General features: G+C 71.5%; 21 protein-coding genes and 1 riboswitch. Of the genes, 2 read left to right on the top strand and 19 right to left on the bottom strand.

Annotation, left to right across the window (positions count from 1 at the left end):
- Positions 1–106: 106 nt before the first annotated feature.
- From G6045_RS15630 to ribD, 10 genes are all read right to left on the bottom strand, one after another.
- Positions 107–1,207: a hemolysin family protein gene (locus tag G6045_RS15630; RefSeq protein ID WP_165332549.1), complete on the bottom strand. Its 1,101-nt coding sequence runs from the start codon at positions 1,205–1,207 to the stop codon at positions 107–109.
- A complete protein-coding gene (locus tag G6045_RS15625; protein WP_165332548.1) occupies positions 1,204–2,532 on the bottom strand; it encodes a hemolysin family protein in 1,329 nt (442 codons plus the stop codon). The genes G6045_RS15630 and G6045_RS15625 overlap by 4 nt, the downstream gene beginning before the upstream one ends.
- 217 nt (positions 2,533–2,749) lie before the next feature.
- On the bottom strand, positions 2,750–3,199 hold the full coding sequence (locus tag G6045_RS15620) for a PH domain-containing protein (protein ID WP_165332547.1): 450 nt from the start codon (positions 3,197–3,199) through the stop codon (positions 2,750–2,752).
- Positions 3,200–3,215: 16 nt separating this feature from the next.
- Positions 3,216–4,064 carry an ATP phosphoribosyltransferase gene (hisG, locus tag G6045_RS15615; protein WP_165332546.1) on the bottom strand — a complete coding sequence of 283 codons (849 nt, stop codon included), beginning with the start codon at positions 4,062–4,064 and terminating at the stop codon, positions 3,216–3,218.
- A gap of 60 nt (positions 4,065–4,124) precedes the next feature.
- Positions 4,125–4,397: a phosphoribosyl-ATP diphosphatase gene (locus G6045_RS15610; protein ID WP_165332545.1), complete on the bottom strand. Its 273-nt coding sequence runs from the start codon at positions 4,395–4,397 to the stop codon at positions 4,125–4,127.
- A 34-nt stretch (positions 4,398–4,431) separates the two neighbouring features.
- Positions 4,432–4,917: a 6,7-dimethyl-8-ribityllumazine synthase gene (ribH, locus tag G6045_RS15605; protein WP_093608434.1), complete on the bottom strand. Its 486-nt coding sequence runs from the start codon at positions 4,915–4,917 to the stop codon at positions 4,432–4,434.
- A 55-nt stretch (positions 4,918–4,972) separates the two neighbouring features.
- Complete coding sequence (locus tag G6045_RS15600) at positions 4,973–6,229, bottom strand: bifunctional 3,4-dihydroxy-2-butanone-4-phosphate synthase/GTP cyclohydrolase II (RefSeq protein ID WP_165332544.1); 1,257 nt, start codon at positions 6,227–6,229, stop codon at positions 4,973–4,975.
- The gene (pnuC, locus tag G6045_RS15595; RefSeq protein ID WP_165332554.1) at positions 6,226–6,804 is read right to left on the bottom strand and encodes a nicotinamide riboside transporter PnuC; all 579 of its coding nucleotides are present in this window, start codon (positions 6,802–6,804) and stop codon (positions 6,226–6,228) included. The genes G6045_RS15600 and pnuC overlap by 4 nt, the downstream gene beginning before the upstream one ends.
- A gap of 65 nt (positions 6,805–6,869) precedes the next feature.
- Positions 6,870–7,508 carry a riboflavin synthase gene (locus tag G6045_RS15590; protein ID WP_165332543.1) on the bottom strand — a complete coding sequence of 213 codons (639 nt, stop codon included), beginning with the start codon at positions 7,506–7,508 and terminating at the stop codon, positions 6,870–6,872.
- A 2-nt stretch (positions 7,509–7,510) separates the two neighbouring features.
- Complete coding sequence (ribD, locus tag G6045_RS15585; RefSeq protein ID WP_165332542.1) at positions 7,511–8,632, bottom strand: bifunctional diaminohydroxyphosphoribosylaminopyrimidine deaminase/5-amino-6-(5-phosphoribosylamino)uracil reductase RibD; 1,122 nt, start codon at positions 8,630–8,632, stop codon at positions 7,511–7,513.
- A gap of 134 nt (positions 8,633–8,766) precedes the next feature.
- Positions 8,767–8,897: riboswitch (FMN riboswitch) on the bottom strand.
- A gap of 194 nt (positions 8,898–9,091) precedes the next feature.
- Between ribD and G6045_RS15580 the strand changes: the two genes are divergently transcribed.
- Positions 9,092–9,943, top strand: coding sequence for an SDR family oxidoreductase (locus G6045_RS15580; protein WP_165332541.1), 852 nt, complete (start codon positions 9,092–9,094; stop codon positions 9,941–9,943).
- Here the strand turns inward: G6045_RS15580 and G6045_RS15575 are convergent.
- Positions 9,913–11,145: an ROK family transcriptional regulator gene (locus G6045_RS15575; protein ID WP_165332540.1), complete on the bottom strand. Its 1,233-nt coding sequence runs from the start codon at positions 11,143–11,145 to the stop codon at positions 9,913–9,915. The genes G6045_RS15580 and G6045_RS15575 overlap by 31 nt on opposite strands.
- 118 nt (positions 11,146–11,263) lie before the next feature.
- Between G6045_RS15575 and G6045_RS15570 the strand changes: the two genes are divergently transcribed.
- Entirely contained in the window at positions 11,264–12,475 is a 1,212-nt protein-coding gene (locus G6045_RS15570) for an MFS transporter (protein WP_165332539.1), read from the top strand.
- A gap of 39 nt (positions 12,476–12,514) precedes the next feature.
- On the opposite strand, the gene G6045_RS15565 is transcribed toward G6045_RS15570, so the two are convergent.
- From G6045_RS15565 to G6045_RS15530, 8 genes are all read right to left on the bottom strand, one after another.
- Positions 12,515–13,300: an endo alpha-1,4 polygalactosaminidase gene (locus tag G6045_RS15565; protein WP_165332538.1), complete on the bottom strand. Its 786-nt coding sequence runs from the start codon at positions 13,298–13,300 to the stop codon at positions 12,515–12,517.
- Positions 13,297–13,983, bottom strand: a complete 687-nt coding sequence (locus G6045_RS15560) for a spherulation-specific family 4 protein (RefSeq protein ID WP_235967927.1) — start codon at positions 13,981–13,983, stop codon at positions 13,297–13,299. The genes G6045_RS15565 and G6045_RS15560 overlap by 4 nt, the downstream gene beginning before the upstream one ends.
- Positions 13,980–14,882 (bottom strand): NAD-dependent epimerase/dehydratase family protein, encoded by a 903-nt coding sequence (locus G6045_RS15555; RefSeq protein WP_165332537.1) that lies wholly within the window; start codon positions 14,880–14,882, stop codon positions 13,980–13,982. Before G6045_RS15555 ends, G6045_RS15560 begins: the two co-directional genes overlap by 4 nt.
- An 8-nt stretch (positions 14,883–14,890) precedes the next feature.
- The gene (locus G6045_RS15550; RefSeq protein WP_165332536.1) at positions 14,891–15,604 is read right to left on the bottom strand and encodes a sugar phosphate nucleotidyltransferase; all 714 of its coding nucleotides are present in this window, start codon (positions 15,602–15,604) and stop codon (positions 14,891–14,893) included.
- Between the two features lie 109 nt (positions 15,605–15,713).
- Positions 15,714–16,715 carry an SDR family NAD(P)-dependent oxidoreductase gene (locus G6045_RS15545; protein WP_165332535.1) on the bottom strand — a complete coding sequence of 334 codons (1,002 nt, stop codon included), beginning with the start codon at positions 16,713–16,715 and terminating at the stop codon, positions 15,714–15,716.
- 90 nt (positions 16,716–16,805) lie between these two features.
- Complete coding sequence (locus G6045_RS15540) at positions 16,806–18,302, bottom strand: hypothetical protein (protein ID WP_235967926.1); 1,497 nt, start codon at positions 18,300–18,302, stop codon at positions 16,806–16,808.
- Entirely contained in the window at positions 18,299–19,798 is a 1,500-nt protein-coding gene (pelF, locus tag G6045_RS15535; RefSeq protein ID WP_165332534.1) for a GT4 family glycosyltransferase PelF, read from the bottom strand. Before pelF ends, G6045_RS15540 begins: the two co-directional genes overlap by 4 nt.
- 190 nt (positions 19,799–19,988) lie before the next feature.
- The gene (locus G6045_RS15530; RefSeq protein ID WP_165332533.1) at positions 19,989–22,130 is read right to left on the bottom strand and encodes a hypothetical protein; all 2,142 of its coding nucleotides are present in this window, start codon (positions 22,128–22,130) and stop codon (positions 19,989–19,991) included.
- Positions 22,131–22,411: the final 281 nt, after the last annotated feature.

The raw sequence follows: 22,411 nt of genomic DNA, 5'->3' as shown, positions 1-22,411 counted from the left end.
GGGCCGGGGGAACCGCCGGGGGTGTGAGCCCGTCGCGCAGGAACCACCGGAGGTGTGAACCCGTCGCGCGGGAACCGCCGGGGGTGAGCCCCGGCGGTCCGGGCGGTCACCCCGCCATGGCGCTCTCCTCGTCCGCCACCGGCACCGTCGGCAGCTGCACCACGGAAGCCGGGCGCGGGACCGCCCTGTGGGCCGGGTCGCGGACCTCGCCGACCAACAGCTCCAGGACGTCCTCCATGGCGACGAGGCCGAGGACCCGGCCCGTGGAGTCGGCGACCTTGGCGAGGTGGGCGGCGGCCCGCTGCATCACCGTCAGGGCGTCGTCCAGGGGCAGTTCCGCGCGCAGGGTCGTCATGGGGCGCCAGACCGACTGGGGCACGGCGCGTTCCGTGTCCTCCATGTCGAGCACGTCCTTGACGTGCAGGTACCCCATGAAGGCGCCGCCGTCCGCGCAGACCGGGAAGCGTGAATACCCCGTACGGACGGTCAGTTCCTCGATCTGGCGTGGGGTGACGCCGGTCGCGACCGTGACCAGATGCGCCGGGTCGAGCAGCACGTCCATGACCGGACGGCTGCCCAACTCCAGGGCGTCGCCGAGGATTTCCTGCTCCTCGGGGTCGAGAAGGCCCGCCTGACCGGCGTCCTCGACCAGGCGCCCCAGCTGCACGCTGGTGAAGACCGCCTCGACCTCGTCCTTCGGCTCGACCCCGAAGAGCCGGAGCACGGCCCGGGCGCAGGCGCCGAACGCGGCCGTGACCGGGCGGCACAGCCGGGCGAAGGCGACCAGGGCGGGGCTGAGCCACAGCGCGGTCTTCTCGGGCGCGGCCATCGCGAGGTTCTTCGGCAGCATCTCGCCGACGACCAGATGCAGGAAGACGACCACGGCGAGCGCGATGACATAGCCGAGCGGGTGGATCAGGCCGTCCGGGACGTGCAGTGCGTGGAAGACGGGCTCCAGAAGGTGCGCCACCGTCGGCTCGGCGACCGCGCCGAGCGTCAGCGAGCAGATGGTGATGCCGAACTGGGCGGCGGCCATCATCTGCGGCAGATGCTCCAAGCCGTACAGCACCCGGCGGGCGCGCGCCGAATCCTGGGCGTACGGCTCGATCTGGCTGCGCCGTACGGAGACGAGGGCGAACTCGGCGCCGACGAAGAAGCCGTTGCCGAGCACGAGGAGCAGGGCGAACAGGAGTTGCAGCGCGCTCATCGGGCTGCCTCCAAAGGACGTGCGGCAGTCCGTACGAGGCGTACGCGTTCGGCGCGGTTGTGCCCGACCTGGCGCACCGAAAGGCGCCAGCCCGGCAGTTCGGCCCGGTCACCGGGGGCGGGGATCCGGCCGAGCAGGTCGGCGACGAGGCCGGCGACCGTCTCGTACGGGCCCTCGGGGACTTGGAGCCCTATCCGCTGCAGGGTGTCGACGCGGCAGCTGCCCTCGGCGTCCCAGGCGGGCCTGCCGTCCTCGGCGGGGGCGGCGGCGAGCTCGGGCGACACGGCCTTGTCGTGCTCGTCGCGCACCTCGCCGACGAGTTCCTCGACGATGTCCTCCAGAGTGACCACCCCCGCCGTGCCGCCGTACTCGTCGACGACCACGGCGATCGGCTGCTCGCGGCGCAGCTGCCGGAGCAGCTGCTGTACGGGCAGGGTCTCGGGGACGAGGAGGGGCTGGCGGGCGATCCGGCCGACCGGGGTGCGACCGCGTTCCTGGACCCGTACGGCGAGGGCGTCCTTGAGATGCGCCATACCGATGATCTCGTCGATCTTGTCCCGGTAGACGGGGAAGCGCGAAAGTCCGGTCGCCCGCGTCAGGTTGACGACGTCGGCGGCGGTCGCGGAGGACTGCAGCGCGTTGACCTTCACGCGCGGGGTCATCACATGCTGGGCGGTCAGCTCGCCGAGCGACAGGGTGCGCACGAACAGATCGGCGGTGTCGGCCTCGAGCGCCCCGGCCTGTGCGGAGTGCTGGGCGAGGGACATCAGCTCGTCGGGGGTACGGGCGGAGGCCAGCTCGTCGGCGGGCTCGACGCCGAAGGCGCGCACCAGACGGTTGGCGACGGCGTTCAGGCCGGCGATCACCGGGCGGAACAGCCGGGCGAACGCGCCCTGGGGTCCGGCGACGAAGCGGGCCACCTGCAACGGGCGGGAGACGGCCCAGTTCTTGGGCACGAGTTCACCGATCACCATCTGCACGGCGGAGGCGAGCAGCATGCCGACGGCCACGGAGATCCCGGGGACGGCGCCGTGCGGTATCCCGATCGCGGTGAACGGACCGGCGAGCAGATGCCCGAGCGCGGGCTCGGCCAGCATGCCGACCACCAGGGAGGTGATGGTGATGCCCAGTTGGGTGCCCGAGAGCTGGAAGGACAGCTCCCGCAGGGCGGCGACGACCCGGCGGGCCTTGCGGTCGCCCGCTGCGGCGGCGCGCTCGGCGTCCGGGCGTTCCACCGTGACCAGACCGAACTCGGCGGCCACGAAGAATCCGTTGGCGAGGATGAGGAGGAAGGCTGCGACGAGCAGAAGCAGAGGGATGATCATGCCGCCCCGCAAGGTCGGGTGGGGGCGGCGCAGGTACTACCGGACGATCCGTCCATCGGCGGAGGGGGTCACTCCTTGGTTCGCAGGGGTCCCGGGGGCTTCGACCTCGGTGGGACGGGCGCGTACAACGCCTCTGCCAACAGATTAATCACGACGACGGGTCGTGCGGCAGTGCTCCCCCGCCGGTTGTCGCCCGGCAGGGGGCCCGTTCGAGCGTTCAGGCGGACGCGGGTCCGCTGCCGTGCGCCTCGGCGAGCGCACGCAGCGCTCCCGCGTCACGGATGGCCTGCTGCTTGCCGATGCCGGGCTGGATGCCGAGGGCCGGCAGGCTGGTGCCGTCGCTGAGGTTGAGGAAGACCCAGGGGTCGCCCGCCCGCAGGTTCACCTGGAGGATCTCCGCCCAGGCGAGGCGGCGCCGCCGCGTCAGGTTGACGACGGTGACGCCCGTTTCGTCGGCGACGACCTTGGGCCGGGAAAGCAGCACCAGTACGGCGAAGAGCAGCGCGCCCGTGAGGACGAAGGACGCGCGCTCACCGGCGTTGAGCGTCTCGAGCATGAACGCGATCGCCGTGATCACGGCGAACATCGCGATACCGGTCGTGAGCAGCACCGCACGGGTGCGGGTCGGCCGGAACGTGACCGGCAGGGAAGGCAGTTGGTCGCTCATCACAGTCACCCGTCGGTCAGAGGCGGCAGGCGTGGATGGCGGTGGTGAGGATGGCGCGGGCGCCGAGCGCGTACAGGTCGTCCATGATCCGCTGGGCCTCCTTGGCCAGGACCATCGCGCGGACCGCGACCCAGCCCTCGCTGTGCAGCGGCGAGATGGTCGGGCCTTCGAGGCCGGGCGTCAGGGCGACGGCGGCGTCGAGGTGCTCGGCGCGGCAGTCGTAATCCATCATCACGTACGTACGGGCCACGAGGACGCCCTGCAGGCGGCGCAGGAACTGCTGCACCTTGGCGTCCTCCGTGTCCGCGCCGGTGCGGCGGATGACGACGGCCTCGGACTTCATGATCGGGTCGCCGAAGACCTCGAGGCCCGCGTTGCGCAGCGAGGTGCCGGTCTCGACGACATCGGCGATGGCGTCGGCGACCCCCAGCTCGATGGCGGTCTCGACGGCGCCGTCCAGGTGGACGACCGAGGCGTCGACGCCCTGCTCCGCCAGGTACTTGGCGACGATTCCCTCGTACGAGGTGGCGATCGTCCGGCCCGCGAGGTCCGCGAGGCTCTGCACGGCCCCCGGCTTCGCGGCGAAGCGGAAGGTGGAGCGGGCGAAGCCGAGCGGCAGGATCGTCTCGGCGCTCACGCCGGAGTCGATCAGCAGGTCCTGGCCCGTGATGCCGATGTCGAGCTTGCCCGAGGACACGTAGATCGCGATGTCCTTGGGGCGGAGGTAGAAGAACTCCACCTCGTTGTCGGGATCGACGAGGACGAGTTCCTTGGACTCCTTGCGCTGCTGGTAGCCGGCCTCATGGAGCATCGCCGACGCAGGTCCGGACAGTGAACCCTTGTTGGGGACGGCGATGCGCAGCATGAGGTCGGCTTCCTTGCGTAGAAGTGATCGGGAGGTGATACGGGAGGGTGGCGGCGTGGCTCAGAGGTGGGCGTACACGTCGTCGAGAGTGACGCCGGTCGCGACCATCATCACCTGGACGTGGTAGAGCAGCTGCGAGATCTCCTCGGCGGCGGCTTCCTTGCCCTCGTACTCGGCGGCCATCCAGACTTCGGCGGCCTCTTCGACGACCTTCTTGCCGATGGCATGCACGCCCTTGTCCACCAGTTCGGCGGTACGGGAGGTGGCGGGGTCGCCGTTGGCGGCCTTGTGCTGGAGCTCGGCGAAGAGCTCCTCAAAAGTCTTCTTGGACATGATGGTCTTACTCTACGCCGCTCTCCGTGCCGTACTAACGCCAGGGTTCCGAGACGGTACGCAGCGTGGTCGCCGTGGCCACGGCCGCGGTGACGGCCTCGTGGCCCTTGTCCTCGGTGGAGCCCTCGATGCCGGCGCGGTCGAGCGCCTGCTCCTCGGTGTCGCAGGTCAGCACGCCGAAGCCGATCGGGACGCCGGTGTCCACGGAGACCTGGGTGAGGCCCTGCGTCACGCCCTGGCAGACGTACTCGAAGTGCGGGGTGCCGCCGCGGATGACCACACCGAGCGCGACGATCGCGTCGTAGCCGCGGCCGGCGAGGACCTTGGCGACGACGGGCAGCTCGAAGCTGCCCGGGACGCGAAGCAGGGTCGGCTCGTCGATGCCCAGCTCGTGCAGGGCGCGCAGAGCGCCGTCGACGAGGCCGTCCATGACCTTCTCGTGCCACTGCGCGGCGATGACCGCGACCCGCAGGTCGCCGCAGTTCTTCACGCTGAGTTCGGGTGCGCCCTTGCCGCTCACGTGCTCTTCTCCTCGGTAGTCCGGTACTTGGAACAGGGGGTGCTGCCAGGGGTGTCTACTGCGCGTCGAGCCAGGGCAGGTCGTGCCCCATGCGGTCCCGCTTGGTACGCAGATAGCGCAGGTTGTGCTCGCCGGCCGGCAGCGCCACGACCTCACGGCCGCTGATCTTCATGCCGTGGCGGGTGAGCGCCTCGGACTTCTCCGGGTTGTTGGTCATCAGACGCACGCTGCGTACGCCGAGATCGGTGAGGATCTGCGCGCCGGCGCCGTAGTCGCGGGCGTCGGCGGGCAGGCCGAGCTCGAGGTTGGCGTCGAGGGTGTCGCGGCCGCGCTCCTGCAGCTCGTACGCACGCAGCTTGGACAGCAGGCCGATGCCCCTCCCTTCGTGCCCGCGCAGATAGACGACCACGCCGCGTCCTGCGGCCTGGATACGGTCCATCGCGGCCTCCAGCTGGGGGCCGCAGTCGCAGCGCAGCGAGTGGAAGACATCCCCCGTGAGGCACTCGGAGTGCATCCGGACCAGGACGTCCTCGCCGTCGCCGAGCTCGCCGTGCACGAGGGCGACATGCTCGACGCCGTCGACGGTCGAGCGGTAGCCGTACGCGGTGAACTCGCCGTGCTGCGTGGGCAGCCGGACCTCGGCCTCGCGGCGGACAGTCGGCTCGGAGCTCTTGCGGTACGCGATGAGGTCCTCGATCGAGATGATCGTCAGGCCGTGCTTGCGGGCGAACGGCACCAGCTCGGGCAGGCGCAGCATCGAGCCGTCCTCGCCGGCGATCTCGACGATCGCACCGGCCGGGCGTAGGCCCGCGAGCCGGGCCAGGTCGACGGCCGCTTCGGTGTGGCCGTTGCGCACGAGGACGCCGCCCTCGCGGGCGCGCAGCGGGAAGATGTGGCCGGGCCGTACGAAGTCTTCAGGCTCGGTGGTGCCGCTCGCCAGGAGGCGGAGCGTGGTGGCGCGGTCCCAGGCGGAGATGCCGGTGGTGACGCCGTGGGCACCGGAGGCGTCGACGGAGACGGTGAAGGCGGTCTTCATCGACTCGGTGTTGTCGGCGACCATCTGGGGCAGTTGCAGCCGCTCCAGCTCGTCGCTCTCCATGGGCGCGCAGATCAGGCCGCGGCACTCGCTCATCATGAACGCGATGATCTCGGGTGTCGCCTTCTCGGCGGCGATGACGAGATCGCCCTCGTTCTCGCGGTCCTCGTCGTCCACGACCACGACCGGGCGGCCCGCGGCGATGTCCGCGATGGCCTGCTCGACCGGGTCGAGGGTCAGGTCCTCGTCCACCGACCACGCTGCAGCGGTGCTCATGCCGGGGCTCCTTCCAGGGCCGGGGCGGTGGCGCGCGAGCGCAGCCACCAGTCGCGCATGCCCCACAGGACGAGCGCGCCGTAGATGACGTAGACGAATCCGGAGAAGGCGTAACCGTTGGCGAAGTTCAGCGGGACGCCCACGAGGTCGACGAGCAGCCAGGCGAACCAGAACTCGACCATGCCGCGGGCCTGGGCGTACATCGCGACGATGGTGCCGACGAAGATGTACGCGTCCGGCCAGGGGTCCCAGGACAGCGACGGGTAGGCCTTGAAGAGCAGGGCGACGGCGACGGTGCCGGCGGCCGCGGCCGCGAGCATCAGGCCGCGCTCCTTCCAGGTGGCGAAGCGCACGGCTATGGAGCCGTCCTGGGCTTCCTTGCGGCCGCGGGTCCAGGCGATCCAGCCCAGGACGGCCACGATCATCACGACGACCTGCTTGCCCGCGCTGCCCGTGAGGTGTCCGGCGAAGGCACCGAAGAGGATCAGGCCGGCGGCGAACTGGACGGGCCAGGTCCACACCGAGCGCTTCCAGCCGAGCGCGAGGGCCGCGAGGCCGAAGGTGTTGCCGATCATGTCGGACCAGAGGATGTGCTGGCCGAAGGCGGTGAAGGCCTCGGTGTTCAGCGAATCGAGCACGCTCACTTGGAGTCCCCCGTGGTGGTCGTGGTGCTGTTGTCGGCCGTGGTGGCGCGGTCGCCGAGCAGCCGCTCGACGTACTTGGCGATGATGTCGACCTCGAGGTTCACCGGGTCGCCGGCCTGCTTCATGCCGAGCGTGGTGAGCGCGAGGGTCGTCGGGATGAGGCTGATGGTGAAGTGGTCGGCGGCGGCCTCGACCACCGTGAGGCTGACGCCGTCGACGGTGATGGAGCCCTTCTCGACGACGTAGCGCGAGAGTGCGGCCGGCAGGGCGATCTTGACGATCTCCCAGTTCTCCGACGGGGTGCGGTCCAGGATCGTGCCGGTGCCGTCGACATGGCCCTGCACGATGTGGCCGCCGAGCCGGGCGCCGACGGCGGTCGGACGCTCCAGGTTCACGCGGGAGCCCTCGGCGAGCGCGCCGAGGCTGGAGCGCTTGAGGGTCTCCTCCATGACGTCGGCGGTGAACCAGTCGTCGCCGTACTCGACGACGGTCAGGCAGACGCCGTTGACCGCGATGGAGTCGCCGTGACCGGCGCCCTCGGTGACGACCTTGCCGCGCACGCGGAACCGGCAGGAGTCGCCGAGCTGTTCCACGGCGGTGATCTCACCCAGTTCTTCGACGATTCCGGTGAACATCCTCAGGACTCCTTCGGGGACAGAGCGGCGGTGATACGGAGGTCGGGTCCGATCCGTACGGTCTCGGTCACGTCGAGCCGCAACGCGTCGGTGATCGTGCTGATTCCGGCGTCGGCGAGCGCCGCCTGTCCTGCGCCGAGCAGGACGGGGGCGAGGTAGCCGATGACGCGGTCGACCGCGCCGGCCGCCACGAAGGCGCCCGCGAGCGTCGGGCCGCCTTCGAGCAGGACGGAGCGGACACCGCGGGCGTACAGGGCGTCGAGCAGGGCCTGGATGTCCAACCCCCGTGCGGCGCGCGGGAGGCGTAGGACATCGGCATGGCGCAGGTCGGTGGTGGCGTCCTCGGCGACGGCGATCAGGGTCGGTGCCGCGTCGTCGAGGATCCGGGCGCCGGGCCGCACCGCGGCGGCCTCGGTGTCGATGACGACCCGCAGCGGCTGTACGGCGCCGTCGATGCCGCGCACGGCGAGGTGCGGGTCGTCGGCGCGCATCGTGCCGGAGCCGACCACCACCGCGTCGGACTCGGCGCGCAGGCGGTGGACGTCGGCGCGGGATTCGGCCGACGAGATCCAGCGGCTGGTGCCGTCGGCGGCGGCGATCCGGCCGTCGAGGGTGGCGGCGTACTTCCAAGTCACGTACGGGCGGCCGGTCTTGACGGCGGTGAGCCAGGCGATGTTGCCGGCGCGCGCCTCGTCCTCGAGCAGTCCCGCTTCGACGTCGATTCCGGCGTTACGGAGGGTCTGTGCGCCGCCGGTGGCTGTGGGGTTGGGGTCGCTCACCGCGTACACCACTCGCGCGATTCCGGCCTTGATCAGCGCCCGGGCGCAGGGGCCGGTGCGTCCGGTGTGGTTGCAGGGTTCGAGGGTGACGAGTGCGGTGCCGCCGCGGGCCTTGTCACCGGCCGCGTTCAGCGCGTGCACCTCGGCGTGCGGGCCGCCTGCCCGCTCGTGGAAGCCCTCGCCGACGACCGTGCCGTGGGCGTCGAGGATGACGCAGCCGACGACCGGGTTGGGGCTGGTGGAGCCGAGTCCGCGCGCGGCGAGCGCGACAGCGTGACGCATCGCGTCACGCAGTTGATCAGGCGCTGCGGCTGCGGTGGGGGCCACCGGGTCCTCCTGCCTCATAAGGCACGGACTCCGGGGCCTGTCGATGACGACAGAGATCACGGGCAGGAGCACTCGGGAACGCCGGACTGCGACGATCTTCGGCTGGCAAAGATCGAACGGTCGGCGGCGTACACGAAAAACGTGCCTGCCCGCCGCGCACTGCCTCCCATCCGGACTTTCACCGTCGGTCCAGGAATTTCACCTGGTCAACCGGTCACTGGAGGTGACCGGGTCGCGGACTGTAACCGCCGGTTCGGAATTACACCGACCCCGGAGTGCGCTGCTGCTGGTACACAGCCAGTGTGCCACGCCTGATCGTCGGCCATACGGGCGAGCGGCTGTGGGCTGGCTCACAGGAGGTTTGCGTTTGTCTTGTAGGTGCCCGGGCCAAGATGCCGCCCCTCTGCCAGGCTGAAAAGTCCTGCGAAGAGCTCCATCTCTGCGAGATCTCTGTGAGACCTCTCGAAGGAGGGCGCGATGAGCACGATCCTGGTGACCGGAGCGACCGGCACCCTCGGCAAACCCCTGACGCGACTGCTGCGCGACGCCGGACATGACGTACGGGCCATGAGCAGGCGTTCCGACTGGTGGGCGGCCGATCTGCTGACCGGCGCGGGCCTGGGGCAGGCCACCGCCGGAGCGGATGTGGTGGTGCACTGCGCCACGACGCCCAAGAAGGGTGCCGACGTCGAGGCGGCACAGAACCTGATCGCCGCCGCCAAGAAGGCGGAGGTCCGCCATCTGGTCTACGTGTCGATCGTCGGCGTCGACGCCGTACCGCTCGGCTACTACCGCGGCAAGCACCAGGTGGAGCGGCTGATCGAGGACTCGGGGATCGGCTGGACGACACTGCGGGCCACCCAGTTCCACGATCTGGTGGTGCAGGTGCTGGAGGCGCTGGCGAAGCCGCCGGTGATGCTGATCCCGAAGGACGGCCGCACCCAGCCGATCGCCGTGGACGAAGTGGCCGCACGGATCGCGGAGTTGGCCCAAGGGGACCCGCTCGGGCGGGTGGACGACATGGGCGGGCCCGAGGTGTTCACCTTGCGGCAGCTGGCCGAGAAGTACCTCGCGGCGGTCGGGAAGAGCCGGCGGATCGTCGAGGTGCCGCTGGCCGGGAAGACGTATCAGGGCTTTGTGCACGGTGGGCATCTCGCGCCTGAACGGGCCGTGGGGAAGGGCACGTTCGACGAGTACCTGGCGGAGTACGTACGGAAGGACTCGCGCCCGCCTCTGGATGCCTACCGGAAGGACTCGCCTTCGCCTCAGGACGCCTACCGGAAGGACTCGCCCCCGCCTCAGGACTCCGAGGGGAACAGCGCGTCCTGAGCGGCTTCCTGTGCGGCGAGCAAAGCACCGCGCAGTACCGCGCCGCCGCCGAGCTCTCCCGCGCGTACCTCCGTGTGCAGCGGGGAGAGCGCGGCGACGCGTTCTTCGACGCGGTGGGCGAGTTCGGGGCCGCCCGCGCAGCCGATCTCGCCGCCGAGGACCACACAGCCGGGGTCGAGGACCGCGGCGGTGGCGGCGACGGCGAGGGCGACGCGGTCGGCGAGGGTGTCGAGGAAGGCAGCGGCGTGTGCGGCGGCGGGCGGCTCGGTGCCCGTCGCCGTGAGTTCGAGGTCCGGTGCGCTGAGGGCCCCCACCGCGGTGCGGACCACCCCCTCACCGGCCGGCCCCGACCCCACCGGGCCGGGCCCGAACACCCCGTATTCCGCGCCGAGTTCGACGATCGCCTGCGAAGAGGCCAGCGTATGGAAGCCTCCCCCGCAGTCGACGGCCGTGGGCAGTCCCGCGGTCCCGGGCACGGGCAGGAACCCCAGCTCGCCCGCGCCGCCCGAGGCCCCTCGGCGCAGCCGCCCGTCGAGCAGCACCGCGGCGCCGACGCCGTGGCCGAGCCATAGCAGGACGAAGGTGTCCCGGTCGCGGGCCGCGCCCGCGTGCCGCTCGGCGACGGCGGCGAGGTTCGTCTCGTTCTCGACGAGCACGGTCGCGGGAAGTTCCTTCCGCAGCGCGGCCACCAGGCGTCGGTGCCAGGCGGGCAGACCGCCGGAGTCGCGCAGTTCGCCGGTCGTCGGGTCGATCAGGCCGGGCGCCCCGATGCCGACGCTGTGCAGCTCGCGGGCGCCCGCGCTGCGCGCCGTCTCCTCGAGCAGCGCCACCGCGCGTTCGACGGCGATCTCCGTGCCGCCGGTCTCGTCGATCGGCAGCGCCGCCTCGGCGAGTACGGTCCCGAGCAGATCGGACACGACCACGGAGACGCCCATGGTGCGCACGTCGAGCGCCGCGAGATGGGCGATGTCCGCCACGATCCCGTACACCTTCGCGTTGGGCCCCCGCCGTTCGGCGCCCGCCTCGCCGACCACACCGATCAGTCCGGCGCTGCGCAGCCGCTCGACGAGATCCGCGACCGTGGGCCGGGACAGGCCCGTCATCTCCTTGAGCTGCCCGGCCGTGAGCGGACCCTGGTCGTGCAGCAGACGCAGCGCGGACCGGTCGTTGATGGCTCGGGCGGTGCGGGGGGAGGCGGGCATGCCGGGGATCCTTCCAGATCAATGCGTGACCGGCGGAGCAACAGAGCCGCTATTTATCAGGCAGGGTTCCTGATAGTTTACGTCGGCAGCGCGGATTCTGTATGCCGGGAGGGGAATGATGAGTGAAGCGACCTTGATACCAAGGGAGTTGATACGGGCGCGGTACGCCGTGGCCGCCGTGTTCTGTGTGCACGGTGCGGTCACCGGCTCGTTCGCGACCCGGATCCCCTGGATCCAGGACCATGCCGGGCTCAGCGCGGGACAGCTCGGCTTCGCCCTCGCGTTCCCCGCGCTCGGCGCGTCCGTCGCCATGCCGCTGGCCGCCGCGATCAGCCACCGTTTCGGCGCCCGTGCCGCGCTGCGGGTGCTCCTCGCGCTGTGGACCCTGTCGCTCACCCTGCCGTCGCTCGCTCCCGGCCTGCTCACCTTGTGCATGGCGCTCTTCGTGTACGGCGCCACCTCCGGCATGTCCGACGTGGTGATGAACGCGATCGGTCTCGAGACCGAGAACCGGATGGGCCGTTCGATCATGTCCGGTCTGCACGGCATGTGGAGCGTGGGCGCCCTGCTCGGCTCGGCCGGCGGCACGTTCGCCGCGCATCTGGGCGCCGACGCCCGCATCCACCACCTGCTCGCCGCAGCCGTCCTCACGGTGCTCGGTCTGCTCGTGTGCCGCTATGTGCTCGATCCGCCGAGCTCGCCCGAAGAGGACGCGCCGCCGCGGTTCGCCCTGCCGCCCAAGTCCGCGCTGCTGATCGGTGCGGTGGGCTTCTGTGCGGTGTTCGCCGAGGGCGCGAGCCTGGACTGGTCCGCGGTCTACCTCAAGGACGAACTGGAGACGTCGGCCGGCCTCGCCGCCGCCTGCACCACGGCATTCGCTCTCACCATGGCCGTCGCGCGGATCGCCGGGGACAAGATCGTCGACCGTTTCGGACCGGTGCCCACGGTGCGCGCCGGCGGTGTACTGGCCACCGGGGGCGGCCTGTTGGTCGTCTTCGCCAGCCATCCGGCCGTCGCGATGACCGGTTTCGGGATGATGGGCCTGGGGATCGCGGTCGTCGTACCGCTCGCGTTCGCCGCCGCGGGGCGCAGCGGCCCCAACCCGAGCCAGGCCATCGCGGGCGTCGCGACCATCACGTACACCTCGGGGCTCATCGCCCCCTCGGCCATCGGCGCCGTCGCCGACGCCACCTCGCTGATGGTGTCGTTCGCCCTGGTCACCACGCTGGCCGTGGGCCTGATCCTGTTCGCCGGTGTGCTCCGCTCGGCCGGCCGCGACAAAGACGCGCCGAGCGCCGCACCGCTGCCGGAGGCGAGCCCTCGGGCCTGACGGGTCGTTGGGCTCGACCTCGGTGCGTGACGCTGTCCCTCAGCAAGGGCGGCGCCACGCACCGAGGTCGAGCCGTTTGGCCATCGAGCTGAAGCCGAGGGCCCGGGCCCGGGGGCAGAACTCGGCGGGCGGCACGGCGTACTCGACGTGCAGGACGGCCTTGCCCGCGTCGGCGAAGGGCTTGAGCGCCGCGCACTCGTCGTACTGGAAGCACTCCTCGTTCACCGCGAAGTCGAAGTCGCCCACCAGCTGCGGGATCTGCGGCAGATCGTTCTTGAGACCGACGGACATGCCGCGCTCATGGCCGAGTTCGGCGAGCATCCGGTTGTACGTGAGCTGGTGCCGGGCGGTGAGCGGGAACCCGGTGTCGTTGAGGTAGCCGTCCATCAGATCGGGTTCCACCGCGTCGAAGCCCTTGGCGCGGCACAGGTCGAACCGCTTGGCCATGAGCGGACGCAGGACGTCGACGCGCCGGATGTCCAGCCAGCGTTCGCCGGGCCAGCCGTTGGGACGTCCGAGGACGGCGGCGGGGAAGTCCCGGTGGTCGGGGCGGAAGGACTCCCAGGCACCGGCGTTGAGATAGCAGATGACCTTGCGCCCGGCGTCATGCAGTCTCCGCACGGTCGCGGCGTCGTTCTCGAATCCGTCGATGTCGTACACCGGGACGTCCACGCCGAAGTCCAGGCGGCCGTCGAGCTGCCACTGCCAGGTCGTGCCCTGCGCGGGCCGCCAGCGCTCACCGGGGCGGGGGTCCGGATGCGGGGCGGGCGCCGAGCACGCGGTCAGCACGGCGAGTACGAACAGGAGCGCCGGGAGACGGGTCATGATCCAGTGTCGGTGGCGGGCCCCGCGGCGGCGAGCGGTGGCGGCTGCGCCCACGGGTTGGCGCCGTGTCCGGGCACGGCGCAGGACACCGCGGCGCCCCGCAGCCGAGCCGTACGGACGGCCACCCCGCACAGCCCCTGGGGCACTCCGTGCACCAGGTGGCAGAACCGCTCGGGCGGATAGGAGGCGGTCCACCGGGGCGGCGCCGGGGCGCTGCGATACGCGTCCCAGTCGCCCTCGAACGTCACCAGGACGTCGCCCGCCCGGGTGTACCCGGGCGCCGGGTGCACCCCGGGGTTGAGGACGACGGTCTCCAGGCCGCGGGCGCGGGCCGTGCGCGCCAGGCGCCGGTAGTGGCGCAGACAGGAGGCCTCGGCCGCGGCCTGGTCGAGGAAGCAGCCGTCGGTTCCGTACCAGTCGCGGTGGCGCTCCAGGTCGGCGATGACCTCGGGCCGGGGACGGCGGCCGTAGTCGGTGTCGGCGTAGCCGAACAGCCGTACCCCCGCCGCCCGCAGATCGCGGGCGGCGGCGGCGAAGGACGGTTCGCGGGCGTCGCCCGGTCCGTCGGCGACGTTGACGATCACGCCGTAGAGCAGGTCGGCGCGGAGCGCCAACCGCTCCCAGGCGCCGGGATCGACGGCCGGATGCACGTACATCGGCACAAGGAGTCCCCCTGTGGTCAACGGACCGCCCCGGCTCTGACGGATGCCAGCTCGCGCCAGTGATCCGTGACGGACTCGGCCAGCATGCGGCGCGGCTGCCAGCCGAGTGCGGCCCGCGCCGCGCCGATGTCCGCGCAGCTCCAGGAGACGGCGCCCGAACGGGCCGAGCCGTCGCCGGACTCCTCCAGCGGGCCCGCGTGCCCGGACACCTCGACGAACCGGTGGGCCAACTCGCGTACGGGGGTCGCGCGTCCGCTGCCGATGTTGAGGACCGCCGGCAGCGGTCCCGGCGCGCATACGGCGAGCGCGACGGCCTCGGCCACGTCCCTGGCGTCCACGAAGTCCCGGTACGCGGAGAGATCACCTACGCGTACGGCTCCTTCGGGCCCGGCGCGAAGCAGCTCGGCGGCGAGCCGGCCGGGCAGTCCCGCGGTCGGTGCCCCCGGCCCGACCGGGTTGAACACCCGCAGCACCACGGCGTCCAGGCCCGCGGCCGCCACGGCGACCGTGCCCGCCAACTTCGTTGCCCCGTAAGGCGTCTGAGGCCTGGTCGGTGTGTCCTCCGCGACCGGTACGCGCATCGCGGTGGGCCCGTACTCCCCCGCGGACCCGAAGTGCACGAGCCGTGCCGAGGGCGCCGCCTCCTGCAGCGCCTCGCACAGGGCGGCCGGTCCCCGCGCGTTGAGGTCGGTGAGACGGACGGCGCTGCCGGCCACGAGACCCGCGCAGTTGACCACCGCGTCGGGCGCCGCGGCGTACACGGCATCGGTGAGGAGCGCGGGATCGGCGGTCAGGTCGAGCGTCACGTCGGCGCTCGGTGAGCGGCCGCCGACGAGCAGCCGGACACCCGGCAGGGCGCGCAGCCGCTCGGCGGTGTGGCGGCCGAGGAACCCTCCGGCGCCCAGGATGAGCACACGCATGGCGGCGATCACGCCCCCTTGAGGAGCACACCGCGGTGCGTGGTGAACTCCGCGTTGGCCCGGTCGTAGTCGTCGGGGCGGCCGATGTCCAGCCAGTAGCCGCTGAACTCGTAGGCGTGCGGCGGGGTTTGAGCCCCGAGCAGGTCGAGCACGAGCTCGTCGAAGCCGAGCGGCAGGCCCGGCGTGTACCCGGCGAGGGTCGCCCGGGACAGGCCGTACACGCCCATGGAGACCCGGTAGTCGAGGTTCGGCTTCTCGGCGAAGGAGACGATCCGGCCGGACTCCGTGGTCAGGACGCCGAAGTCGATGGCGACCTTGCGGGCGTACGTGGCGACGGTGAGCGGTGCGCCGGAGGCGGCGTGCCGGTGGAGCACGTCCCCGTAGTCGAGGTCGGTGAGGATGTCGCCGTTCATCACGAGGAAGTGCTCGGGCAGTCGGCCGAGCATCGGCAGCAGCGGCCCCATGGTGCCGAGCGGGTTGTCCTCGGCCGCGTAGTCGATGCGCAGCCCCCACTGGCTGCCGTCGCCCACGTAGGCGCGGATGATGTGCCCCAGGTGGCCGATGGCCACGGTGCAGCTGGTGAACCCGGCGGCGGCGAGCTGGCGAAGGACGATCTCGAGGATCGCGTGCTGGTCGCCGATCGGGACGAGCGGTTTGGGCAGCGCGGTGGTGTACGGGCGCAGCCGGACGCCCTTGCCCCCGGCGAGGATCACTGCGTGCATGGGTCTCCCCCTGTTCGGTCGTGCTGGTGGTGGTTGGTGGTCACTCTCGGGTCCGGCGCGGTCGGACGCGGGCCCGTGGCGGTCGGATTCGGATGCGGATCCGGCGCGGTCAGATGTTGTAGATGCCGGTCTTGTAGCGCGCGAGGTGCGCGGGGTCGCGGAAGAAGTCGATGGTGTGCGCGAGCCCGGACTGCAGGGTGTGGCCCGGTTCCCAGCCGGTGGCGGCGCGCAGCCGGGAGGCGTCGGCGACGAGGCGCATGACCTCGGAGTTCGCGGGCCGGATGCGCTCCGCGTCCTCGCGTACGTCGAGTTCGGTGTCCATCAGCTTGCCGATCAGCCGGGTGAGGTCACCGACCGAGATCTCCTCGCCCGTCCCGGCGTTGAAGGTGCGGCCGACCACCTGCTCGGCGGGCGCGGTGCCCACCGCGAGGAACGCCTGCGCCGTGTCCTTCACGTACAGGAAGTCCCTGGTGGGCCGCAGGTCTCCCAGGGTGACGGTCTGCGCCCCGGCGGCGACCTGGCCGATGACCGTGGGGATCACGGCGCGCATCGACTGACGCGGCCCGAAGGTGTTGAACGGCCGCAGCGTGACGACCGGAGTGGCGAAACTCGCGTGGTAGCTGTCGGCGAGCCGGTCGCCGCCCGCCTTCGAAGCGGCGTACGGGGACTGGGTGTTGACGGGATGGTCCTCGGTGATCGGCACGGTCTGCGCGGTGCCGTAGGTCTCGCTGGTCGAGGTGTGCACGAGACGCGGGATCTCCTGGCGCCGTACCGCTTCCAGGACATTGAGCGTGCCGGTGACATTCGTGTCCACGTAGCTGTGCGGCGCCTGATAGGAGTACGGGATCGCGATCAGCGCCGCCAAGTGGTAGACGGCCTCGGCGCCTTCGGTGAGGGCCTGCACCGAGCCGGGATCGCGGACGTCACCGAGGACGATGTCCACCTGGTCGAGCACATCGGGGGCGAGGGTCTCCAGCCATCCGTACGAGGAGAAGGAGTTGTACTGGGCCATCGCGCGGACCCGGTGCCCGGCGGCGACGAGCGCTTCGGTGAGGTGCGAGCCGATGAAGCCTTCTGCTCCGGTGACGGCGACAAGTGCGGGTGAGGTCACGGTCGTTGCTCCTGGGGTGAGTGGGTGGCGCGGGCTTCCGGAGAGGGTGGCGGGCTGCCGCACGAGGGGGCCGCGGGCCCGGCGGTGGATTCAGCGGTGAGCGGTGGGACGGGCCAGCAGGCGATACGTACCGGCCGTGAGCACCACCGCGGCGAGTCCGGTGCATATCAACTGCGCTGGTACGTCCGGGAGTTCGGCGGCGCGCGCCACGGCCAGTGCGGCGGCCGCGGCGAGCGAGACGAGGGCGGGGAACCAGGCCACGCCGAACGCCTGCAGCAGCAGTGCCGTCCAGAACACGGTTCCCAGGAGGAGCAAGGCGAGCGGCGCTGTCCCCGCGACCAGCGCTCCCCCGGCCAGCAGGGCCAGGTAGGCGCCGAGGCACAGGGCCAGTGCGCGGCCGGAACGGTCGGTGAACCCGGGCAGGCCGGTGCTGGAGCGCAGCCCGGACACTCCGAGAGAGCGATAGCGGTAGAGCAGCCACTCGGCGAAGCCCATGCTGAGCGTCAGGACCACCACCGTGCTGGCGTCGAGCGACCCGGCGAGCGCGGCCAGCACCCCGGCCGCCAGGCCGAACAGGCCGTACGGAAGGGAGGACAGCACGGACGCCGTGCGCGTTCCGCCGTCGGCGGACCGGCCGGCGGGCAGCGCCTCGCGCAGCGCGTGCCACGCGACCGAGGCGGTCAGCACCACGGAGCCGAGCAGCACCACGAGCACGAGGGCCGCCGGGAGGGTCCACAGCAGCGTCGCCCCCGCGCCCGCGACGACCGGCAACAGGCCGATGAGCAGCGCCCGTTCGCGCCCCAGGACGAGCAGCGCCCCCGCCGCTCCCAGGTACGCGGACTGCCCCACGGCGAAGGCGCCCGCCGTGGCCGGGCCGGCCAGGGCGAGTCCGAGCCCACCGCTCACGAGCGCACCGGCCAGTGCTCCCACGCGCAGGGTGCGGGCGGCGCCGGCCGGCCCCTCGGCCGAGAGCCGCAGGTACGCACGGTGGCTGAGGCCTTGGTTCCAGGCCCAGGCGAGCAGCGCGGAAGCCACGAGCCCGGTCAGGTCGGGGCGGCCGTGCAGGAGTCGGGCGCCGAGCACATAGGCGAGTCCGGGCAGGGCGAAGGCCAGTCCGCGCAGTGCGCAGCGCATCGGGTCGGCGCGCCAGGGGTCGGGCCCGGGCGGCGGCGCCGCGTAGTGCCGTGGGACGCGGTCGAAGAGGTCCTCGGCGAGTGCGAACAGATCGGACCTGCCGTAGTGCTGCTCGATCCGCTCGGCGGTCAGGCCGTCCGATTCGAGCAGTGCGGCCACCTCGTCGGGGTGTACGGCGACCGCGATCCGGTCGGCGAGGCGCTCGGCGAGTTCGTCGACCGGGTCGGCCACCCAGCTCGGCCGGGTCCGGCCGGTGCGCTCGCGATGCAGGTCCGGCAGTCCGTTGCCGTCGACGCCGGGCAGGTCCGGCAGTGCGTTGCCGTCGACGCCGGGCAGGTCCGGCAGTCCGTGGCCGTCGACGCCGGACACGCTCGGCACTCCCTTGCCGTCACCGCCGAGCGCATTCGGCACTCCGTTGCCGTCCCCGGGCAGCAGACGCAGCGGGCCGCTCATGCGAGGGCCCCCTCGGCCGCGGCGGCGCCCCACCCGCCGGCAACGTCGGCAGCCGGGACTGGCGTGCCGAGTTCCTGGTAGATGGAACGGAAGGTCTCGATGGTGCGGCGCAGTGTGAACTGCTCGATGACCCGCAGCCGGGCGCTCTCCCCCATCGCGGCCCGCCGCCCGGGATCGCGCAGCAACGCGAGCGCCGCGCGGGCCATCGCGGCGGGGTCGCGCGGCGGTACGACGAGTCCGCTGTCGCCGACGGCCTCGCGTACGCCGCCCACATCGGTGGAGACTGTGGCGCGGCCGCAGGACATGGCCTCGATCAGCGTGAACGGGAAGCCTTCGCTGATGCTGGACAGCATCACCACGTTGCCGGCCGCGTACGCCTCCAGGATGTCGTCCACGCGCCCTTCGAAGGTGACGGCATCCCCCGGCCCCAACTCGTCCGCGAGTGCCGCGCATTGGTCCCGGTATGCCTCGCCTCCGCGCGGCGCGCCGCCGAACAACCGCAGCCGCGCGTCGGGGAGTTCGGCGCGCACCAGGGCGAACGCCCTGATCAGCGTCTCCAGATCCTTGATCGGGTCGATCCGGCCGGCCCAGCTGAGCGTCGGCGTCGCGGGCTCGGGGCCCGCGGGCGGGAAGGCGGCGGGATCCACGCCGTTGTAGACGGTGCGGATGGATTCGGGTGCGGCGCCGCCCCGTTCCTCCCACAGCCGGTTGTAGCGGTTGCCGGGCGTGATGAGGGCGGCGACCTGGTAGGTCTCCTCGGCGAGCAGCCGGAAGAAGCCGAGCAGCAGGTACTTCACGGGCCAGGTGAACCCGCCCGTGCGATAGCCGAGGTACCGCTCGCGCAGGTAGACGCCGTGCTCCGTCAGGAGCAGCGGCACCCCGTGGAGTTGATGCCCGACGAGCCCCGGCAGCACGGCGAGCCCGCCGCTGACAGCGTGCGCCACACCGTCGGACGGCGGCTCGGCGGCGAGCGGGCGCAGGACGTGCTCCAGGAGGTCCGTGGCGGTGAGGGCGTCGTGCAGCGTGGGCCGCGCGGCGGACACCTCCAGGTCCGTTCGGTTCCAGATGTCCACCAGGATCCGCAGAGCCTGCCGGGTGCGCAGCGCGGGACCGAGCCGCCCGTCACGGGCCATCGTGGCCAGCCCGTACAGGGCGACCCCGAAGTACCGCTCTACGTCCGGGTCGAGCATCGCGGTCAGAAACAGTTCGTATGTGGAGAGCACCTGGTCGAGCCGCCGCCCCCGCGGCGCCCGCCGAGCGGGCGCCGGACCCCAGAGCGGGACGGTGACCGGTTCGGCGACATGGGAGGGCAGCTCCCACACCAGTGGTTCGTGTCCTGTGCCGGTGACGGCGGTGACGCGGAACTCGAAGTCCGGCATGCCGCGGACGAGTTGGTCGCACCACACGCTCACGCCGCCGTGGCTGTGCGGATAGGTGCCTTCGGTCAGCAAGGTGACCCGTGCCGTATCGGAGTGCGGCAGGTGTGACGGTGGCATGGTTCTGCTCCCCCGGGGTCTGTCGCCCACGGGCCTTGCGGCCTCGTTGCGGCAGGCGTGCGATACGGCCGGTGCCGGGAGTGGCAGGTCTCCCGGCACCAGGACCGCTGGTGCGTCGGAACGGTCGAGCGACGCGTACAGGTCGTACGGGCCGTCCGTAGAGGCGGTGCCGCCCTCACGGGCGGCCTCTTCAGCGCGTCACGCCGTACGGAACGTGCCGGCGGACGCCCTTGGGTGCCGGCAGTTCACCGGCGGGTTCGGCCACGGGCGCGGCCGCTTCCGTGGTCAGGGCGGTGGTCGCCGTCCCCGGCACGGTCAGGGTGATCTGGGTCTGCAGCAGGGCCGGTGAGACGCGTCCGGAGAGCGAGCCCGCGTAGGCCGTGCCGAACGGCGCGGTGCCCAGGAGCAGGTTCTGCCGGGTGCCGGCCGGCATGGTCGCCGTGGCCTTCACCCCGGCCGGTGCCTGCACCGTGACGGTGTTGCCGATCCGGTAGGCGGTGACCCGGCCCGCCTGCACGGCGGCGTCCCAGGCCGCGCGCTCGGTCAGTTCCGCGCCGATGTCCTTCTGGCGCAGGTTCACCAGCGGTGCGGTGTCCGCGTAGAGGCCTTCGTACGCGGCGATGATCGCGTTCAGGACCGGATAGGCGATGCGGTCCTCGGCCAGGTTCGACTGGTGGATGAAGTGCGGGCGCGGGTCGTTGGCGAGTGCGTGGGACAGCGCGATCCGTGTCTCCAGCGGCACGATGTAGTCCGTGTACCCGGTGACGGGGTCCAACGGCGCTTCGAGGCAGGTGGTGTTGGCGGCGGTCTCGCAGATGCCGCTGCCGCCGTCCGCCTTGCGGGTGTAGATCCAGTTGTACTCGTCGATCTGCTCGGCGGCGCGGGCCGCGTTGTAGAAGACGTTCATCGGATAGCGCGGCACGGTCGTGGCCGGTCCGAGGGTGCGCTGCTGCCGTTCGCGCGAGTTGTCCGACGCCAGGCTGCGGATGCCGGTGTCCGAGAGGGCGCCCGCGAGGTTCGGATTGTCCGCGGGCTGCTGCGGAAGCGTCTTGAGACCGGAGTGCTCGCCGGTCACCAACTCGTCGCTCTGGAGCGACAGTCCGGCGTTCACCGCCCAGTTCCGGTTGTCGCGGATCTGCGCGGCGATCACCGAGCGGGTCACGTACTTGACGCTGCCGTCGGCGTTCTTGGCGCACACCCAGGGCACCACGGAGACGTCCTGTACGCAGCCGAGGTAGGGGTGGTCGTAGGTGTGGTTGACCCAGCGGTAGCGGGCCTTGTCGGCGAGCAGTTGCTGGGCGAGGGGGTCGCTGCCGCCGTTCTCCGCCTTGTGCCGGACGCTGCCGCCGCCGTTGTAGACCATGTCGAGCGTGAACTTCCGCTCCGTGGACCACTGGGCCGCGTACCGCGCGTCGTCGGCCGTCATCCGGATCGGCCGGGGTACGCCCTGCCCCGGCTGGCAGTCGACGTCACCGGGGGTGCAGTTGAGCGCGCTGTCCCAGCGGTCGTCGGCGCCGAAGACGTCGTCGACGTGCACGGCGAAGTAGTTGCGGTTCATGCCCAGGTGGACGCCCTGGGTCATCCACCCCACGATGCCGCGGGCGAGGAGCCGGTACTGCTGCTGGTGCTGGTTGTAGACGAAGGACACGACCAGTTCACGCCGGCCGTCGTGCCGGTATTCGCCGACGATGGTGCCGCGCTCCTGGCTCTGCGGCAGCGGCACCTCGACGTACGAGGTGAAGTCGGCGCCCGCGAGGGGCTTGGCCGCGAAGGCGTAACTCTCGCCCACGGTCGGCGAGTTGTCCTCGAACGGCACGGAGCCGTCGAGGTAGCCGAAAGGCCCGGCCTTCCCGGCGGCGGTGACCTGCGCCTTCGCGCCGTCAAGCGATCCGCTGTAGCCCCCGTTCACCGGGTAGTCGAGTCCCACTTCGGGACGGGCGTAGGTGTAGGCGTCGACCTGCGGGATCGCGAACTTCTTCTCGTACGTGGCGAGCGCGGCCATCTCGGCCGAGCCCTCACCGAACGGGTTGTCGTTCGGCAGCACGACCGCCTGGAACTTGGCGCGGGGCCGCCCGGAGACGGTGTCCGAAAGGAAGGCGGCATTGATGGCGGGACGGTCGGCGCGGCCCAGGTCCACGAGCGTGTAGGGCGTGCCGGCGCCGTCGAGTTCGGCGGCGATCGCGGCCGTCGCGGGGCCGCCGTCGCTCACGACCAGAATCTTGAGATCGATGCGCGGTACGGGGTCGGCGGCGGCTTCGAGGGGTGTGACGGTTGCCAGGGCCAGCGACGCCGTGGACAAGGCGAGTGCGGCTCTGCGCAGCTTGCGGTTCATTGCGGAATGGATCCCTCCCCGGAAGGGGCATGCCGACTCCCGTACGACATGTCCCTTTCCCACTGTCTGTCGGGTCACATAGTGGTGCGTCCGGGGTGGGAAATGTGGGGGCCCTGTGAAAGGTGGCGAGATCCATTCCCGCACAGAAGTCCGACAAGAGGGCCCTGACGAGCCGCCTCTGCGGTCCATACCTCTAAAAGTATTTTGGCCACTCACCGGATTCGGCCAATTACGCAACGTTTCCCGTATTCGGTCGTTGCGAGCGGCCGCACACCACGCCA

Origin of the sequence: Streptomyces mesophilus (genome assembly GCF_011044995.1) — a bacterium.
In the GTDB taxonomy this organism is placed as follows: domain Bacteria; phylum Actinomycetota; class Actinomycetes; order Streptomycetales; family Streptomycetaceae; genus Streptomyces; species Streptomyces mesophilus.
This window is presented reverse-complemented; position numbering and strand designations above follow the sequence as displayed.

What these genes read in the sequence shown, in the direction of transcription:
- G6045_RS15630 (WP_165332549.1), bottom strand. Translation starts at nt 1,207, where the DNA reads ATGAGCGCGCTGCAACTCCTGTTCGCCCTGCTCCTCGTGCTCGGCAAC.
- G6045_RS15625 (WP_165332548.1), bottom strand. Translation starts at nt 2,532, where the DNA reads ATGATCATCCCTCTGCTTCTGCTCGTCGCAGCCTTCCTCCTCATCCTC.
- G6045_RS15620 (WP_165332547.1), bottom strand. Translation starts at nt 3,199, where the DNA reads ATGAGCGACCAACTGCCTTCCCTGCCGGTCACGTTCCGGCCGACCCGC.
- hisG (WP_165332546.1), bottom strand. Translation starts at nt 4,064, where the DNA reads ATGCTGCGCATCGCCGTCCCCAACAAGGGTTCACTGTCCGGACCTGCG.
- G6045_RS15610 (WP_165332545.1), bottom strand. Translation starts at nt 4,397, where the DNA reads ATGTCCAAGAAGACTTTTGAGGAGCTCTTCGCCGAGCTCCAGCACAAG.
- G6045_RS15600 (WP_165332544.1), bottom strand. Translation starts at nt 6,229, where the DNA reads ATGAGCACCGCTGCAGCGTGGTCGGTGGACGAGGACCTGACCCTCGAC.
- pnuC (WP_165332554.1), bottom strand. Translation starts at nt 6,804, where the DNA reads ATGATCGGCAACACCTTCGGCCTCGCGGCCCTCGCGCTCGGCTGGAAG.
- G6045_RS15590 (WP_165332543.1), bottom strand. Translation starts at nt 7,508, where the DNA reads ATGTTCACCGGAATCGTCGAAGAACTGGGTGAGATCACCGCCGTGGAA.
- ribD (WP_165332542.1), bottom strand. Translation starts at nt 8,632, where the DNA reads ATGAGGCAGGAGGACCCGGTGGCCCCCACCGCAGCCGCAGCGCCTGAT.
- G6045_RS15580 (WP_165332541.1), top strand. Translation starts at nt 9,092, where the DNA reads ATGAGCACGATCCTGGTGACCGGAGCGACCGGCACCCTCGGCAAACCC.
- G6045_RS15575 (WP_165332540.1), bottom strand. Translation starts at nt 11,145, where the DNA reads ATGCCCGCCTCCCCCCGCACCGCCCGAGCCATCAACGACCGGTCCGCG.
- G6045_RS15570 (WP_165332539.1), top strand. Translation starts at nt 11,264, where the DNA reads ATGAGTGAAGCGACCTTGATACCAAGGGAGTTGATACGGGCGCGGTAC.
- G6045_RS15565 (WP_165332538.1), bottom strand. Translation starts at nt 13,300, where the DNA reads ATGACCCGTCTCCCGGCGCTCCTGTTCGTACTCGCCGTGCTGACCGCG.
- G6045_RS15555 (WP_165332537.1), bottom strand. Translation starts at nt 14,882, where the DNA reads ATGCGTGTGCTCATCCTGGGCGCCGGAGGGTTCCTCGGCCGCCACACC.
- G6045_RS15550 (WP_165332536.1), bottom strand. Translation starts at nt 15,604, where the DNA reads ATGCACGCAGTGATCCTCGCCGGGGGCAAGGGCGTCCGGCTGCGCCCG.
- G6045_RS15540 (WP_235967926.1), bottom strand. Translation starts at nt 18,302, where the DNA reads ATGAGCGGCCCGCTGCGTCTGCTGCCCGGGGACGGCAACGGAGTGCCG.
- pelF (WP_165332534.1), bottom strand. Translation starts at nt 19,798, where the DNA reads ATGCCACCGTCACACCTGCCGCACTCCGATACGGCACGGGTCACCTTG.
- G6045_RS15530 (WP_165332533.1), bottom strand. Translation starts at nt 22,130, where the DNA reads ATGAACCGCAAGCTGCGCAGAGCCGCACTCGCCTTGTCCACGGCGTCG.